Annotated in this window: 14 protein-coding genes and 2 riboswitches; of the genes, 7 read left to right on the top strand and 7 right to left on the bottom strand. The window is 66.3% G+C overall.

Features of this window, described 5'->3' with window-relative positions:
• Positions 1 to 10: 10 nt before the first annotated feature.
• A complete protein-coding gene (locus ACOXXX_RS10345) occupies positions 11 to 1,249 on the bottom strand; it encodes a DUF2254 domain-containing protein (RefSeq protein ID WP_422826501.1) in 1,239 nt (412 codons plus the stop codon).
• Entirely contained in the window at positions 1,249 to 1,809 is a 561-nt protein-coding gene (locus ACOXXX_RS10340) for a gamma-glutamylcyclotransferase family protein (RefSeq protein ID WP_422826500.1), read from the bottom strand. The genes ACOXXX_RS10345 and ACOXXX_RS10340 overlap by 1 nt, the downstream gene beginning before the upstream one ends.
• Before the next feature lie 92 nt (positions 1,810 to 1,901).
• Between ACOXXX_RS10340 and ACOXXX_RS10335 the strand changes: the two genes are divergently transcribed.
• From ACOXXX_RS10335 to gcvP, 4 genes are all read left to right on the top strand, one after another.
• A complete protein-coding gene (locus ACOXXX_RS10335) occupies positions 1,902 to 2,372 on the top strand; it encodes an RrF2 family transcriptional regulator (RefSeq protein WP_422826499.1) in 471 nt (156 codons plus the stop codon).
• Between the two features lie 26 nt (positions 2,373 to 2,398).
• Positions 2,399 to 2,484, top strand: a riboswitch (glycine riboswitch).
• 5 nt (positions 2,485 to 2,489) lie between these two features.
• Positions 2,490 to 2,560: riboswitch (glycine riboswitch) on the top strand.
• A gap of 87 nt (positions 2,561 to 2,647) precedes the next feature.
• Positions 2,648 to 3,907 (top strand): glycine cleavage system aminomethyltransferase GcvT, encoded by a 1,260-nt coding sequence (gene gcvT / locus ACOXXX_RS10330; RefSeq protein WP_422826498.1) that lies wholly within the window; start codon positions 2,648 to 2,650, stop codon positions 3,905 to 3,907.
• A gap of 18 nt (positions 3,908 to 3,925) precedes the next feature.
• Entirely contained in the window at positions 3,926 to 4,288 is a 363-nt protein-coding gene (gene gcvH / locus ACOXXX_RS10325) for a glycine cleavage system protein GcvH (RefSeq protein WP_422826497.1), read from the top strand.
• A 113-nt stretch (positions 4,289 to 4,401) separates the two neighbouring features.
• Positions 4,402 to 7,248 carry an aminomethyl-transferring glycine dehydrogenase gene (gene gcvP, locus ACOXXX_RS10320; RefSeq protein WP_422826496.1) on the top strand — a complete coding sequence of 949 codons (2,847 nt, stop codon included), beginning with the start codon at positions 4,402 to 4,404 and terminating at the stop codon, positions 7,246 to 7,248.
• Between the two features lie 42 nt (positions 7,249 to 7,290).
• On the opposite strand, the gene ACOXXX_RS10315 is transcribed toward gcvP, so the two are convergent.
• From ACOXXX_RS10315 to ACOXXX_RS10305, 3 genes are all read right to left on the bottom strand, one after another.
• Positions 7,291 to 8,154, bottom strand: a complete 864-nt coding sequence (locus ACOXXX_RS10315; protein WP_422826495.1) for an inositol monophosphatase family protein — start codon at positions 8,152 to 8,154, stop codon at positions 7,291 to 7,293.
• A 65-nt stretch (positions 8,155 to 8,219) separates the two neighbouring features.
• The gene (locus ACOXXX_RS10310; RefSeq protein ID WP_422826494.1) at positions 8,220 to 10,745 is read right to left on the bottom strand and encodes an ABC transporter permease; all 2,526 of its coding nucleotides are present in this window, start codon (positions 10,743 to 10,745) and stop codon (positions 8,220 to 8,222) included.
• Positions 10,742 to 11,434 (bottom strand): ABC transporter ATP-binding protein, encoded by a 693-nt coding sequence (locus ACOXXX_RS10305; RefSeq protein ID WP_422826493.1) that lies wholly within the window; start codon positions 11,432 to 11,434, stop codon positions 10,742 to 10,744. The genes ACOXXX_RS10310 and ACOXXX_RS10305 overlap by 4 nt, the downstream gene beginning before the upstream one ends.
• A gap of 15 nt (positions 11,435 to 11,449) precedes the next feature.
• On the opposite strand from ACOXXX_RS10305, the gene ACOXXX_RS10300 reads away from it, so the two are divergent.
• Together ACOXXX_RS10300 and ACOXXX_RS10295 are read left to right on the top strand one after the other, a co-directional pair.
• Complete coding sequence (locus tag ACOXXX_RS10300) at positions 11,450 to 12,124, top strand: arylesterase (protein WP_422826492.1); 675 nt, start codon at positions 11,450 to 11,452, stop codon at positions 12,122 to 12,124.
• A gap of 1 nt (position 12,125) precedes the next feature.
• Positions 12,126 to 12,740 (top strand): SOS response-associated peptidase, encoded by a 615-nt coding sequence (locus ACOXXX_RS10295; RefSeq protein ID WP_422826491.1) that lies wholly within the window; start codon positions 12,126 to 12,128, stop codon positions 12,738 to 12,740.
• A 65-nt stretch (positions 12,741 to 12,805) separates the two neighbouring features.
• Here the strand turns inward: ACOXXX_RS10295 and ACOXXX_RS10290 are convergent, their stop codons facing one another.
• Positions 12,806 to 13,012, bottom strand: coding sequence for a cold-shock protein (locus tag ACOXXX_RS10290; RefSeq protein ID WP_422826490.1), 207 nt, complete (start codon positions 13,010 to 13,012; stop codon positions 12,806 to 12,808).
• Positions 13,013 to 13,315: 303 nt separating this feature from the next.
• On the opposite strand from ACOXXX_RS10290, the gene ACOXXX_RS10285 reads away from it, so the two are divergent.
• Entirely contained in the window at positions 13,316 to 13,579 is a 264-nt protein-coding gene (locus tag ACOXXX_RS10285) for a hypothetical protein (RefSeq protein ID WP_422826489.1), read from the top strand.
• Positions 13,580 to 13,694: 115 nt separating this feature from the next.
• Here ACOXXX_RS10285 and ACOXXX_RS10280 read toward each other — a convergent pair whose 3' ends face one another.
• A complete protein-coding gene (locus ACOXXX_RS10280) occupies positions 13,695 to 13,895 on the bottom strand; it encodes a hypothetical protein (protein WP_422826488.1) in 201 nt (66 codons plus the stop codon).
• Positions 13,896 to 13,970 lie beyond the last annotated feature (75 nt).

Below are 13,970 nucleotides of genomic sequence, written 5' to 3'. Positions count from 1 at the left end.
AGGTCCGGTATCAGTCTCTGAGCGACGCGATGGCGTCGCGGTCGGACTGCACCGAAAGTGCTGCTTCGGCATGTTCGGCGGCATAGTCCTGCTTTGCCTGGGCCGCGCGGACAAGGGCCTCCCAATCGCTGTTCTCCAGATCGCCAAGCGCGTGCAGGACCTGGCCGATCACCTCGGGTCGGCCCGCGCCGTCGCGGATGATCACGTCAAAGGAATCGTCAACGAGGTCGTCGGCGCCGATGCGCGGCACGTGGGCGCAGCGGTACTTCACATCCGGCGTGTCGCTGGTGTCGTTGCCATGTTCCCAAAGCAAACGCTTGAGCCGCTGGATCACGTCGATGGCGGTGCCCGGGTCGTTGACCCCGGGCGACAGCGCCCGGGCCGCGATCTCGGCCATCATGATCAGGCCGAACCGCGCGTCCTGTTCCAGCGTACGTTCGCGCCCAAGGGTGAAGTTGGCGCTGGCCTTTTCGGCAAGCTCTTCGCTGCCTCCGATCAGATAGCCCAGCGGCGCATCCCGGAGCACGAAGCGGCCGGGTGGCGCGGTGACCCAGATCTCGGCCCCTGCCTCTTCGATCTCTTCATGCATCTCTGGCAGATTGACGAACTGCACGTAGCCCGAATTGCGCGCCCGCACCGGGATTCCGTCCGTTGGAATTTCGGCATCAGGGTCCAGTTCCTGCGCGCCTAGGCAGGGCGCCTCGGCCGCGGATTTCAGGCAATTGCGCGCCCCCACCTCGACCATGCGCAGGGTGTGATCCATGCTGCCAAGCTGGCTGAGATGGTCGATCCAGCGCAGGATCGCGATGATGATCAGCACGATGCTCAGCACTGTCAGGCCAAAGATCACAACCGCTGCGGCATTGGTGTAGTATTCGGCCCGGAACATCACGATCGAGGTGAGCGAGAACAGGAAGGTGCTGACAAAGGTCGCCAGCACCGTCTGCGTCGTGCCGTCCTGCATCAGGATCCGGTAGGCGCGTGGCGTGGCCTGACCGGACGCGGCCTGAAACGCCTGGACCATGACGCCCAGCGAAAACGTCGTCGCCGCCAGCATCGACGAGGCCAGGATGTTGAGGATCGGCAGCACGGCGTCGCGGTCGAACCGATCTTTCAACTCGTCGGGAATGAGCGGGTCGATGGTGCGGGCGAGGAACGCGGCGACCAGGGCCAGCAGCGACATCAGCAGCACCCGCACCCCCAGCCTGCGTGTCAGCCGTTTCAGCAGCAGGAGCGGTTTCGACAGCATCAGGCGAAGGTCCTGCAACCCAGCCGCGCAAGGGCGGCATCGACATATGCGCGATCGGCCCCCGACAGGGTTTGCGCGCGCGGATAACGGGGCTGGTGCCGGTCATCGAGGATCGGCGCCTCCCACCCGTCGGTTGTGGCCAGGAACCTGTCGGCGCCGTCGCGTCCCCAGACCGCAAGATAGCCTTGCAGCACCACGTCAATGTAACTGAGCAGGACCGGATGATCGGCATCGGGCCGGTTCAGCCGGTCGGGCGGGATGGCATAGATCGCGATATCGGTGCTGTCGGCGGGCAGCGGATGATCGACCTCTGCGGGCAGGCGGTCATAGGCCGCCTCGCGCAGGTCGAGCGCCGCCCAGTCGGCCCCGGGCACCGGCGCGATCAGCCCATCGATGCTGCAATCGGGATCCGGGATCACGGTCAGGAACGCCACCTGCCGGTCCGCCGCGAACCGCCAGGCCCGCCGCCAGCCATGCGCCCGCGCCGCGTGACAGGGCGCATAGATATGCGTTTGCCGGTTCACCAGCGATCCGTAGCCAAAGAAATATGCATTGCCCATGCCGATATAAGTGGACGGCCATTGATGTATGTCAAACCCCGCATTGCGCATGTCCGCTAGTCTTGATCAGGAATTGCAGCAGGAGCAGCCCGGTGCGCGTCACGAAAAGAACCAATATCGCCATGCGGGTGCTGATGTATTGCGCGGCACATCCGGACGAACTGGTGACCAAGGCAGAAGTGTCGCGCGCCTGCGCGGCCTCGGAAAATCACGTGGCGCAGATCATCAACCAACTGGCGCAGCTGGGCTATCTGCACACGCGGCGCGGGCGGCACGGCGGTCTGGAACTGGGCCGCCCCGCCGACCGAATCGTCATCGGCGAGGTCTTTCGCGCCTTCGAGGCGCCGGTGCCGCTGGCCGAATGTTTCGCCGATGCCGACAACACCTGTCCGTTGACCGACGCCTGCCGGCTGCGCGGGATCCTGTCCCGCGCTGCGGAGGCGTTTTATGCCACGCTCGACCCGGTGACGCTGGATGCGCTGGTCTGCGACAACACCGCGCTGCTTGAAATCCTGGCACCGGAGAGGGCCTGCACCGGCCCGGTCGGCGAGGTGCTTGTCTAACCCCGGCAACTGGACTAGCGTGCCCTCACCACGCGATGGGAGAACCGGCACAGCCGGTGCCGAAGGAGCAACCGCCCCGGAAACTCTCAGGCCCCAGGACCGTTGCGCGGCACAGACTCTGGAGAGAGTTGCAGGACTTTTTGACCTGCATCCGCCGAAGGGATAACGATCTCAGGCAAAAGGACAGATGGGGCGTTTCGGATGTGGGGCTTTCCGCATCTTATGACGCAATCCGACCCCGGACCGACGTGCGGGGAAAACCGGCGGGGGTTCACATGGGCGAAAGCGGCGACAAGGACGGACAGAACGACCTGAGCCAGTACGAGGTGCGCGAAGACGTCTGCGCCTGCGGTGTGGCGCATGGGCCGGGCGAACCGCACCACCACCACCACCACGCAGCACCGCAGGACGATCCCGACGCGCTGAAGCGCACGCCGCTTTTCGCGCTGCATGAGGAGCTTGGGGCCAAGATCGTGGAATTTGCCGGCTACGAAATGCCGGTGAGCTATCCGCTGGGCGTGCTCAAGGAACATCAGCACACCCGCACCAGGGCCGGGCTCTTCGACGTCAGCCACATGGGGCAGGTCGTGCTGCGGTCGCGCAAGGCAGACGCGGCAGAGGCGCTGGAACGGCTCGTGCCCGTCGATGTGGTGGGGCTGGCCGAAAATCGCCAGCGCTACGGCTTTTTCACCAATGACGGCGGCGGGATCGAGGATGATCTGATGATCGCCAACCGCGGCGATCACCTGTTCGTCGTGGTCAACGCCGCCTGCAAGGAGGCCGATGTGGCGCGGATGCGCGCGGCGCTGGAACCGGACGTCGTGGTCAAGCTGCTGGACAACCGCGCGCTGCTGGCGCTGCAGGGGCCCGCCGCCGAAGAGGTGCTTGCCGGGCTGAATACGGCCGTGCGCGACATGGCGTTCATGGATGTGGCGACGCTGGAGCTTGCCGGTGCGGAATGCTGGGTGTCGCGGTCGGGCTATACCGGTGAGGACGGGTTCGAGATTTCGGTGCCCGATGCCGCCGCCGAGGCGCTGGCGCGGGCGCTGCTGGCGCATGACGATGTGGAACCCATCGGCCTTGGCGCGCGCGACAGCCTGCGGCTCGAGGCGGGGCTGTGCCTTTACGGCCATGACATCGACGCCGAAACCTCGCCCGTGGAGGCGGCGCTGACCTGGGCCATCCAGAAGGTGCGCCGCCCCGGTGGCGCGCGCGCGGGCGGCTATCCCGGTGCCGACCAGATTGCCTGGCAGATGGCCGAAGGCGTCGCGATCAAGCGGGTGGGTCTGCGCCCCGAAGGCCGTGCGCCGATGCGCGAGGGGGTGGAAATCTTTGCCGATGACACGGGTGGCGATCCTGTGGGGCGCATCACCTCGGGCGGGTTCGGTCCGACCGTGGGCGCGCCCGTGGCGATGGGCTATGTGCCCGCGGCGCTGGCCACACCGGGCAAGCGGATGTATGGCGCGGTGCGGGGCAAGCGGCTGCCGCTTCAGGTGGAAAAGCTGCCCTTCGTACCTGCCGGATTCAAGAGATAGACCAGACGGGAGACCGAGATGAAATTTACCGAAGAGCATGAATGGCTGCGCGTCGAAGAGGGCAATGTCGTGGTTGTCGGCATCACCGAACACGCCGCCGAACAGCTGGGCGACGTGGTGTTCGTGGAACTGCCCGACGTCGGCAGCACCATCGCCAAGGATGACGAGATCGTGGTGATCGAAAGCGTCAAGGCGGCGTCGGACATTCTGGCCCCGATCGACGGCACGATCGTCGAGGTCAACAGCCCGCTGGTGGACGAGCCGGGCAAGGTCAACGACGACCCCGAGGGCGAGTCGTGGTTCTTCAAGGTCGAGGTAGAGGACCTGTCGGTGCTGGACGACTACATGGACGAAGCCGCCTACAAGAAGTTCATCAGCTGAGTGCGGCCGAACGGGTACCGGGGGGCCAGCCCCCCGGACCCCCCGAAGTATTTCCGGGCAGATGAAACGGGGTGACGGCACCTGTGCGGCCCCGGCAGCGCGAGAGGCCTATCATGAGCTATGAACCGACCGAGTACCTTCCCTACGATTTCGCCAACCGGCGCCATATCGGCCCCTCGCCCTCCGAGATGGCCGAGATGTGCGATGTGCTGGGCGTCGCGGATGTGAACGCGCTGATCGACGAGACAGTGCCGAAATCCATCCGCCAGGCCAAGCCGCTGGAGTTCGGCAAGCCGCTGTCGGAACGGATGCTGATGCATCACATGCGCGAGACGGCGAACAAGAACCGGGTGCTCAGTTCGCTGATCGGGATGGGCTATCACGGGACGGTCACGCCGCCTGCGATCCAGCGCAACATCTTCGAAAATCCCGCCTGGTACACCGCCTACACGCCCTATCAGCCCGAGATCAGCCAGGGGCGGCTCGAGGCGCTGCTGAACTACCAGACCATGGTGTGCGATCTGACGGGCCTAGAGGTGGCGAACGCATCACTCCTCGACGAATCGACCGCCTGCGCCGAGGCGATGACCATGGCGCTGCGGGTTGCGAAATCGAAGGCGAAAGCGTTTTTCGTGGATGAAAACTGCCATCCGCAGAACATCGCGGTGATGCGCACGCGCGCCGCGCCGTTGGGGATCGAGATCATCGTCGGCAACCCTGACGATCTGGATGCACAGGCGGTCTTTGGCGCGATCTTCCAGTACCCGGGCACCCATGGCCATCTGCGCGATTTCAGCGACCTGATCGCCGATCTGCACGAGGCCAAGGCCATCGCGGTGATGAGCGCCGATCCCATGGCGCTGTGCCTGCTCAAGGAACCGGGGGCGATGGGCGCCGACATCGCGGTGGGCTCGACCCAGCGCTTTGGCGTGCCGATGGGCTTTGGCGGGCCGCACGCGGCCTATATGGCATGCCGCGATGCGCTCAAGCGGGCGATGCCGGGGCGGATCGTCGGGGTGTCGATCGACAGCCACGGCAACCGCGCCTACCGGCTGTCGCTGCAGACCCGCGAACAGCATATCCGCCGCGAAAAGGCCACGTCGAACGTCTGCACCGCACAGGCGCTGCTGGCGGTCATGGCGGGGTTTTACGCGGTCTTTCACGGCCCCGAAGGTCTGCGCGCCATCGCGCAGCGCATCCACCGCAAGACCGTGCGACTGGCCGAGGGGCTCGAGATGGCGGGCTTCAGCATCGAGCCGAAAGAGTTCTTCGACACGATCACCGTCGACGTGGGCCTCTTGCAGCGCGGCGTGCTGCAGGCGGCGATCAAGGAAGGCATCAACTTGCGCCGGGTCGGCAAGACCAAGGTCGGCATCACGCTTGACGAAAGCACGCGGCCCGAAACCATCGAAGGCGTCTGGCGCGCCTTCGGCCTCTGGCGTGAGGCGGATGCGGATGAACCGGCGTACCGCCTGCCCGACGCGCTGTGCCGCAAGAGCGCCTATCTGGAACACGACGTCTTTCACATGAACCGGGCCGAGACCGAGATGATGCGCTACATGCGCCGTCTGGCGGACCGCGACCTTGCGCTCGATCGCGCGATGATCCCGCTCGGGTCCTGCACGATGAAGCTGAACTCGGCGGCAGAGATGGCGCCGGTCAGCTGGCACCAGTTCGCGCACATGCACCCCTACGCGCCCAAGGATCAGGCGCGCGGCTATCACGAACTGATCGACGACCTGTCGAAAAAGCTGTGCGCAATCACCGGCTACGATGCGATTTCGATGCAGCCCAACTCCGGCGCGCAGGGCGAATACGCCGGGCTTCTGACGATTGCCGACTGGCATCGCGCTCAGGGGCAGGGGCACCGCAACGTCTGCCTCATCCCGATGAACGCCCACGGCACAAACCCGGCCAGCGCGCAGATGGTCGGCTGGAAGGTGGTGCCGATCAAGGACGATGCGCGCGGCGATATCGATCTTGAGGATTTCCGCGCCAAGGCGGCGGAGCATGCCGACAACCTCGCGGGCTGCATGATCACCTATCCGTCGACCCACGGCGTGTTCGAGGAGACGGTGAAAGAGGTCTGCGAGATCGTGCATCGGCACGGTGGTCAGGTCTATATCGACGGGGCCAACATGAACGCCATGGTCGGCCTGTCACGACCCGGCGATCTGGGCGGCGACGTGAGCCACCTGAACCTGCACAAGACGTTCTGCATCCCGCATGGCGGCGGCGGCCCTGGCATGGGCCCCATCGGCGTGAAAAAGCACCTCGTACCGCACCTGCCGTCGCATCCGCTGGAGCCGGGGGTGGGGTCGGTGTCGGCCGCGCCGTTCGGCTCGCCCTCGTTGCTGCCGATCAGCTGGGCCTATTGCCTGATGATGGGCGGCGAGGGGCTGACCCAGGCCACGCGCGTCGCGATCCTGAACGCCAACTACATCGCCGCGCGGCTGAGCGGATCGTACGACATTCTGTACAAGGGCAATCAGGGCCGCGTGGCGCATGAATGCATCCTCGACACGCGCCCGTTCGAGAAATCGGCCGGCGTCACGGTCGAGGATATCGCCAAGCGGCTGATCGACTGCGGCTTTCACGCGCCCACGATGAGCTGGCCGGTCGCGGGCACCCTGATGGTGGAGCCGACCGAGAGCGAGACCAAGGCCGAGCTGGACCGGTTCTGCGACGCGATGCTGGCCATCCGCGAAGAAATCCGCGCGATCGAGGCGGGAGAGATGGATCGGGGCAACAATCCGCTCAAGAACGCGCCGCACACGGTCGAGGACCTGGTGGGCGACTGGGACCGGCCCTACAGCCGCGATCAGGGCTGTTTCCCGCCGGGCGCGTTCCGGGTCGACAAGTACTGGCCGCCGGTCAACCGGGTCGACAACGCCTATGGCGACCGCAACCTGGTGTGCACCTGTCCGCCGATGTCGGACTATGCCGAAGCGGCGGAATAGCCGCGGGTGAGGGTGCCGGGGGCCGACCCCGGCACGTCTTGATCAGTCGTTAAGGAACGACCAGTGGTCGCGCAGACGGTTCCAGGTGGCCATGTTCGCCGCCGCCAGCAGCGCGCCGTCGCGCCTGTCTGCCCGGTAGTCCGACCCGTCGGTCATCGCCACATGGCAGCCCGCCCGTTTTGCGATCAGCGCGCCCGCGGCATGATCCCAAGGCGTCAGCCCCGCCGAAAGCACGAAATCCACATGGCCCTGCGCCAGCATCCGGAATTCGTGGCAGGCGCAGCGCAGCGACAGGGCGCGCTGGAACGTCGGCAGACTGGCAGCCATGGCCGCGCGTTTGTTTTCGGGCAGCATGTAGAGGTTGGCATAGCCCTGCAGATCGGTCAGCTCCCCCCCGACCGAGGCGTTGAGCGTGCGCGGCGCGCGGCGCGGTTGCAGCATCTGCGCGGGCCCGACCTCGTCCGCGACAATGGCGTCGTCCATGACCGGATCGTAAAGCAGCCCGAAGACCGGCACGCCGAAGCGCGTGACCGACAGGATGACACCGAACTGCGTCAGCCCGTGGGCGTAGTTCCAGGTCCCGTCCACCGGGTCGATGGTAAAGGCCATTTCGGCCTCGGCGATCTTGGCGATGATATCGGGGTTCTTGGCGGCATCCTCTTCGCCCACGATGAAGGCGTTCGGGAACATCTGCACGAGGCCGCGGGCGATCATCGCCTCGGATGCGCGGTCGGCTTCGGTCACCAGATCCTGCGGGCCGCTTTTCTGGTCGATCTGATCTGCCGAGAGCGCACGGAACCGCGGCATGATCTCGGCCCGCGCGGCGCGGCGCACGAGGTTGAGCACCTGGCTGCGCTGGGCGGGCGTCAGGGGGGCGGAAATGGGCATCGGCAGGGTATCGGTCATGGCTGCGGCTCCGGACTGGGGGATGAGATCGGGTTTGCCACCATGCGCCGGGCTGTGCAACCGGGCTATTCGCGGGCGCGCAGCACCTGCGCAGGGCGCGCGGCCAGCGGACGCCAGGCAAAGGCGAGCCCCGCCAGCAAGGTGGCGATGACGCCGCCGATGATGATCCCGAAGGCCGACGGCCAGATCACCGCAAAGCGGGTTTCCATGATGAAGGTGCTGACCGCCCAGCCACCCAGGATGCCCGCGACAAGCGCCACCGCCCCGGCGGCAGCCCCCAGAAGCGCCGCGCGCAGGGCGAAACTGCGCAGGATGCGCGACCGGCTGGCGCCCAGTGTCTTGAGCACCGCCGCCTCGTAGGTGCGCGCGCCTTCGCCCGCCGCCGCCGCCCCGATCAGCACCAGAAAGCCGGTGAGCAGCGTCGCCGCGGCACCCCAGCGTGTGGCATCCGCGATGCCCGCCAGCAGCTCTGACACCCGGTCGAGCGCGTCACGCACGGAAATCGCGGTGATGTTGGGGAATTGGTTGGCCAGATCGCGCAGGATTTGCGCCTCGGCCTCGGGCTCGGCATAGACGGTCGAAATGAAAGTATGCGGCGCCCCCTGCAGCGCGGCGGGGTTCATCGTCATGACAAAGCCGATCCCGGCGGTGGAAAAATCCACCTCGCGGAAGCTGGTGATCGTCGCGGTGATGTCTCGGCCCAGGATGTTGACGGTAATCTTGTCACCGAGCTTGAGCCCGATTTCATCCGCCTCTTCCTGGGCGAAACTGATCTGCGGGTCGCCCTGGTAATCCTCGGGCCAGAATTCCCCGGCGGTGATCGTCGTATCCTCGCCCGGGGTGGCGGCATAGGTGATGCCGCGGTCGCCGCGAATGACCCAGTGTTCGCCCGCCACTTCGGTCGCGTCGACGCCGTTGATCTGGGTGATCACGCCGCGCAACATCGGGGCGCTGTCGATGCGGCTGACGGCAGGGTCGTCTTGCAGCCGCTCCAGATAGCCGGGCATCTGGTCCTTCTGGATGTCGACGAAGAAATAGGACGGCGCGACCTCGGGCAGGTCGCGGCTGATCGAATTGCGCAGGTTGCCGTCGATCTGGCCGACGGCGGCCAGCACCGACAGCCCCAGCCCCAGCGACAGCACCACGGATGCCGCGCCTTCGCGCGGTCCGCCGATCGACCCCAGCGCCCACCGCAGGATCGGGCGGCCGCGCGCGGCACGGGTGGAGCGCCGCGCCAGCCAGCGGATCGCAAAGGCCGCGAGGCTGAGGATCAGCAGCGCGCCCAGGATGCCGCCCGCCGTCCAGCTGGTGAGCCATGGATTGCCGGAAAACACCATCGCGGTGCCGATGAGCAGCGCCGCCAGAACCGCCGTGGCCAGAACGTAGCGCAGGGCGGGTAGGGCCTTGGCCCCCTCGAGCGCATCGCGAAAAAGCGTCGCGGCACGCACTTCCTCCGCGCGGGCGAGCGGCCAGAGGGTGAAGAGGAGCGCGGTCAGGACGCCGTAGATCGCGGCCTCGATCAGCGGGGCGGGATGCAGCGCGAAAAGCGCAGGCACCGGCAGCGACGCGGTGATCAGCGGCGCGAAGAGAAGCGGCACTACCGCACCGAGGATCAGGCCCAGCACGATCCCGATGACGCTGAGCACGCCGATCTGGATGAAATACGTCTGGAAGATCGTCGCGCGGCTGGCCCCCAGCGTGCGCAGCGTGGCGATGACCGAGGTCTTGCGCGCCAGATACGACCGCACCGCCGCCGACACGCCGATGCCGCCCACGGCGAGGCCCGAAAGGCCCACCAGAACCAAAAAGGCCCCCAGCCGGTCGACGAACCGCGCCACACCCGGCGCGCCGTTGCGTGCATCGCGCCAGCGCAGGCCGGTGTCGCGGAACCGCGCCTCGGCTTGCGTTTCCAGCGCGTCGAGGTCGGTGCCCGGGGGCAGCGTCATGCGGTATTCGGTCTCGAACAGGCTGCCGGGTTCCAAGAGGCCGGTGCCGCGCAGATCCTCTGTCCGGACCATGGTGCGGGGGCCAAGGCTGAACCCGCCGCCTGCGTTGTCTGGTTCGGTCACCAGCAGCGCCGACAGGGTGAAATCCTGCGTGCCAAGGCGGAAGCTGTCACCGGGGCTGAGGCCCAGCCGGTTGGCCAGAACCGGGGCCATGACCGCTCCCGGCAGGTCGCCCCCGGCCAGCGCGTCGGCCAGCGGCATCGCTGGGTCAAGCGCGACCTGGCCGGTCAGCGGATAGGCGGCATCGACGGATTTGACCTGGGTCAGCGCGCGTTCGGCGACGCCGTCGGGGTCCACCACCACCATGGAGCGGAAATCGGTCACCTCGGACACCTGCGTGGCGACATCCTCAAGCCACGCCCGCTCTGCCTCATCCGCAAAGCGGTAGGTGAATTCGGCCTGCGCATCGCCGCCCAGAAGCACCGCGCCCTGATCCTCGAGCCCCGCCTGGATGGCCGAGCGGACCGATCCGACCCCGGCGATGGCGGCAACGCCAAGGGCCAGACAAGCCAGAAAGATGCGAAAGCCCCGCAGGCCGCCGCGCAGTTCGCGCCGGGCGAAGCGGGCCGAGGTGCGCAGGGTCATTCCGCCGCCCGAAGCTGCTGATCGGACACGTGGCCATCGGTCAGACGCACCACGCGGTCGCATTTTTCAGCCAGGCTGTTGGCATGGGTGACCAGAACCAGCGTCGCGCCGTGGCGGTCGCGCAGACCGAACAGCAGGTCGATGATCGCCTGACCGTTCGCGCCATCAAGATTGCCGGTGGGTTCATCCGCCAGCAGAATCTGCGGACGCGGGGCGGCGGCACGGGCCAGCGCCACGCGCTGCTGTTCGCCACCCGACATCTGCGCGGGGTAGTGATCCGCGCGGTTGGCCAGGCCCACGGCCTCAAGCTCGGCCGCGGCGCGGTCAAAAGCGTCGTCGTGGCCCGCAAGCTCCAGCGGTGTCGCGACGTTTTCCAGCGCCGTCATCGTCGGGATCAGGTGGAAGGACTGGAACACCACGCCCATGTGGTCGCGACGGAAACGCGCCAGCGCATCCTCGTTCATGGTGGTCAGGTCCTGCCCCAGCGCGAGGACGGAGCCCGAGCTGGCCATCTCCAGCCCGCCCATGATCATCAGAAGCGAGGATTTGCCCGATCCAGACGGGCCGATCAGGCCCAGGGTTTCGCCCTTCGCCACGTCAAGGGTAATGTCGTGCAGGATTTCCACCATCCCGGCATTGCCCCTCAGCCGCAGGGTCACATCTTTAAGGGCAAGAACGGGATCAGTCATGAAAGGGGCCTGTGTATGTTCAGTTGTGTGTCATATGGGGCCCGCACGTGGCGGAGCAAGGCCGCGGCGGTGGGTTTGGCATTGCTCTTGCCCGTTGCCGCGCAGGCCGAGACCATCGAGGTGCTGGCATTGGGCGACAGCCTGACGGCGGGCTATGGCCTGCCGCAGGGCGACGGGTTCGTGCCGCAGCTGCAGACCTGGCTGGACGAGAGCGGGGTCGATGCCCGGGTGGTGAACGCGGGCGTGTCGGGCGACACGACGGCAGGCGGGCTGGCGCGGGTCGAATGGTCGCTGGGCGCGGACACCGATGCGATGATCGTGGCGCTTGGGGGCAACGACCTCTTGCGCGGGCTGGACCCGGCCTCGTCCCGGCAAAACCTCGACGGCATCCTGCAGGTGGCCGAGGCGCGCGATCTCGAGGTGCTGCTTGTCGGTCTGCGGGCACCCGGCAATTACGGCCCCGAGTTCCAGCGGTCCTTCAACGCCATGTATCCCGAGCTGTCGGACACCTACGACACGCTGTTTGAGCCGGATTTCTTTGCCGGGCTCGCGGGGGAGGGCGCAAATCCTGCCCAGGTGCGCGGCTACATGCAGGCGGATGGCATCCATCCCACCGCGGAAGGCGTCAGCCGTATCGTGGCCGAGCTTGGCCCCCGCGTCGCCGAACTGGTCGAACGGGCTTCGGACTGACATGCCCGGGCGGCTGTTCCTTACCTCGTCCCTGGCCCGCGTGGCCGAGGCGGCCGGGGTGGAGCAGACGCTGGACGCAGAGCCGCCGCGCCGGAATATCGCGCCGGGGCAAGAGGTTGTGACACTTGGGCCAGAGGGGTTGCGACGCATGCGCTGGGGGTTGATCCCGCAGGGGCGGCGCAATGCGCGGGGGCGCCCGGTGATGGAGACCATCGTGAACGCGCGGTCGGAAACCCTGTTCGAGAAATCCGCCTTTGCCGGGGTGTCGCGCTGCGTGGTGCCCGCCGACGGCTGGTACGAATGGACCGGGGCGAAGGGGCGCAAGCAGCCCTGGGCGATTTCCGACCGGGACGGCGGGCTGCTGTGGTTCGCGGCGATTTTCGACATCTGGGTGGGGCCCGGGGGGATCGCGGTGCCGCAATGTGCAACCGTGACGTGTGATCCCAGCGGCGACGTGGCCGAGATACACGACCGGATGGGCGTGCTGTTGTCGCAGCGCGATCTGGCGCTTTGGCTGCGGGGGGACGAAGCGGCCGTGCGGCCCCTGATGCGCCCCTGGCCGGACGGAACGCTGCGGGTGGAGCGCGCCGAGGGTGTGGATTGGGCCGCGTCCTGACGGCTCAAACGAAAACGGGCGCCCCCGGCAGGGACGCCCGAAAATTCTTGCTACCTTTCGAAACCTCAGGCGAGGGCGAGGTTGATCGCTGCCTCGCGGCCATCACGGCCGGGTTCGATATCAAAGGTGACTTTCTGATTGTCGGCGAGGCCGGTCAGGCCCGAACGCTCAACAGCAGAGATGTGCACGAACACGTCCTTGCTGCCGCCGTCGGGGGCGATAAAGCCGTAGCCTTTGGTGGTGTTGAACCATTTGACGGTGCCAGTTGCCATCGTCTTTGCTCCTTCGTTCAGCTGCCCGCGGGATTGCGGCAGATCGGCTAGGTCAGTGACAGATCGAGTTGACTGAGCCTTGAAGGAGCAGTGGGGTCGATAGTGGTAACGTCGCGCCCTTTTTTATGCGGCCTGACCTGAGTCGTTGCAAGCGAAAGTTGATTCGCGGCCCGTCCCGGCGGTTTTCCGTGCACGGGTCGGGGTTTGTGCCCAAGTTACGGTCGAGTACCGTGTTGCGCACAGCCCCTTGTCCTGCGTCGCAGTCGCTCCATCTGCGAAGGAAACAACAAAGGAATGCGTGCCATGTCCGACGCCAAGGATGCCAAGAACCACCGGATCGACCCTGCCGTTCTGGATGCCCGCTACAAGGCCGCGGTCGCCGATCTGCGCCGCACGCAGCGGGTCGAGGACGGACAGGCAGGCGCGCTGGTCTATGCCGCGCTGGCCTATGGCGATGCGCTGGAGTCGAACAGCCTGTTTGCACGGGCATCGCACGTAGCCAAGCTGTTATGCATTGCGGCGGTGTTCGTGATCCCGAACCTGCTGGTGATTGCGGTCTTGCTGTAAACTGTCTGAGAGTGACGTCATTTGCCCGACTTTCCGGGCGTTACACGTCAGCCATTTAGGCTGAAAGCCTCGACCCGGAATAGGTCACAGATCTTTTACGTTTGTCAGGTAGGCGTCAGGCCCGGACCACGGATCCGTCGATTTCGTCCGATGACGGGCGCGTAAGGCTTAGGACGGCCATCAACGTCGCCATGGCGAGGCTGATGCTCAGGTAAAGGCCGAAGGCCGACAAGGCCGACAAGTCCCACATCAGCCAACCGGTGACCGACGCGAAAAGTCCCAGAACGCTTCCGATCACCAAACCGACGATTGCCATGCTTTCCATCCTTCGCTTGGTAGGACTATGCCCGTTTATTCCTTACCATGACATTAAGAACGGCGAAATCTGGCA

Source organism: Thalassococcus sp. BH17M4-6 (assembly GCF_049323015.1).
GTDB lineage: Bacteria > Pseudomonadota > Alphaproteobacteria > Rhodobacterales > Rhodobacteraceae > Puniceibacterium.
Note: the sequence above shows the minus strand (reverse complement) of the source record. Positions and strands in the feature narration are given on the sequence as shown.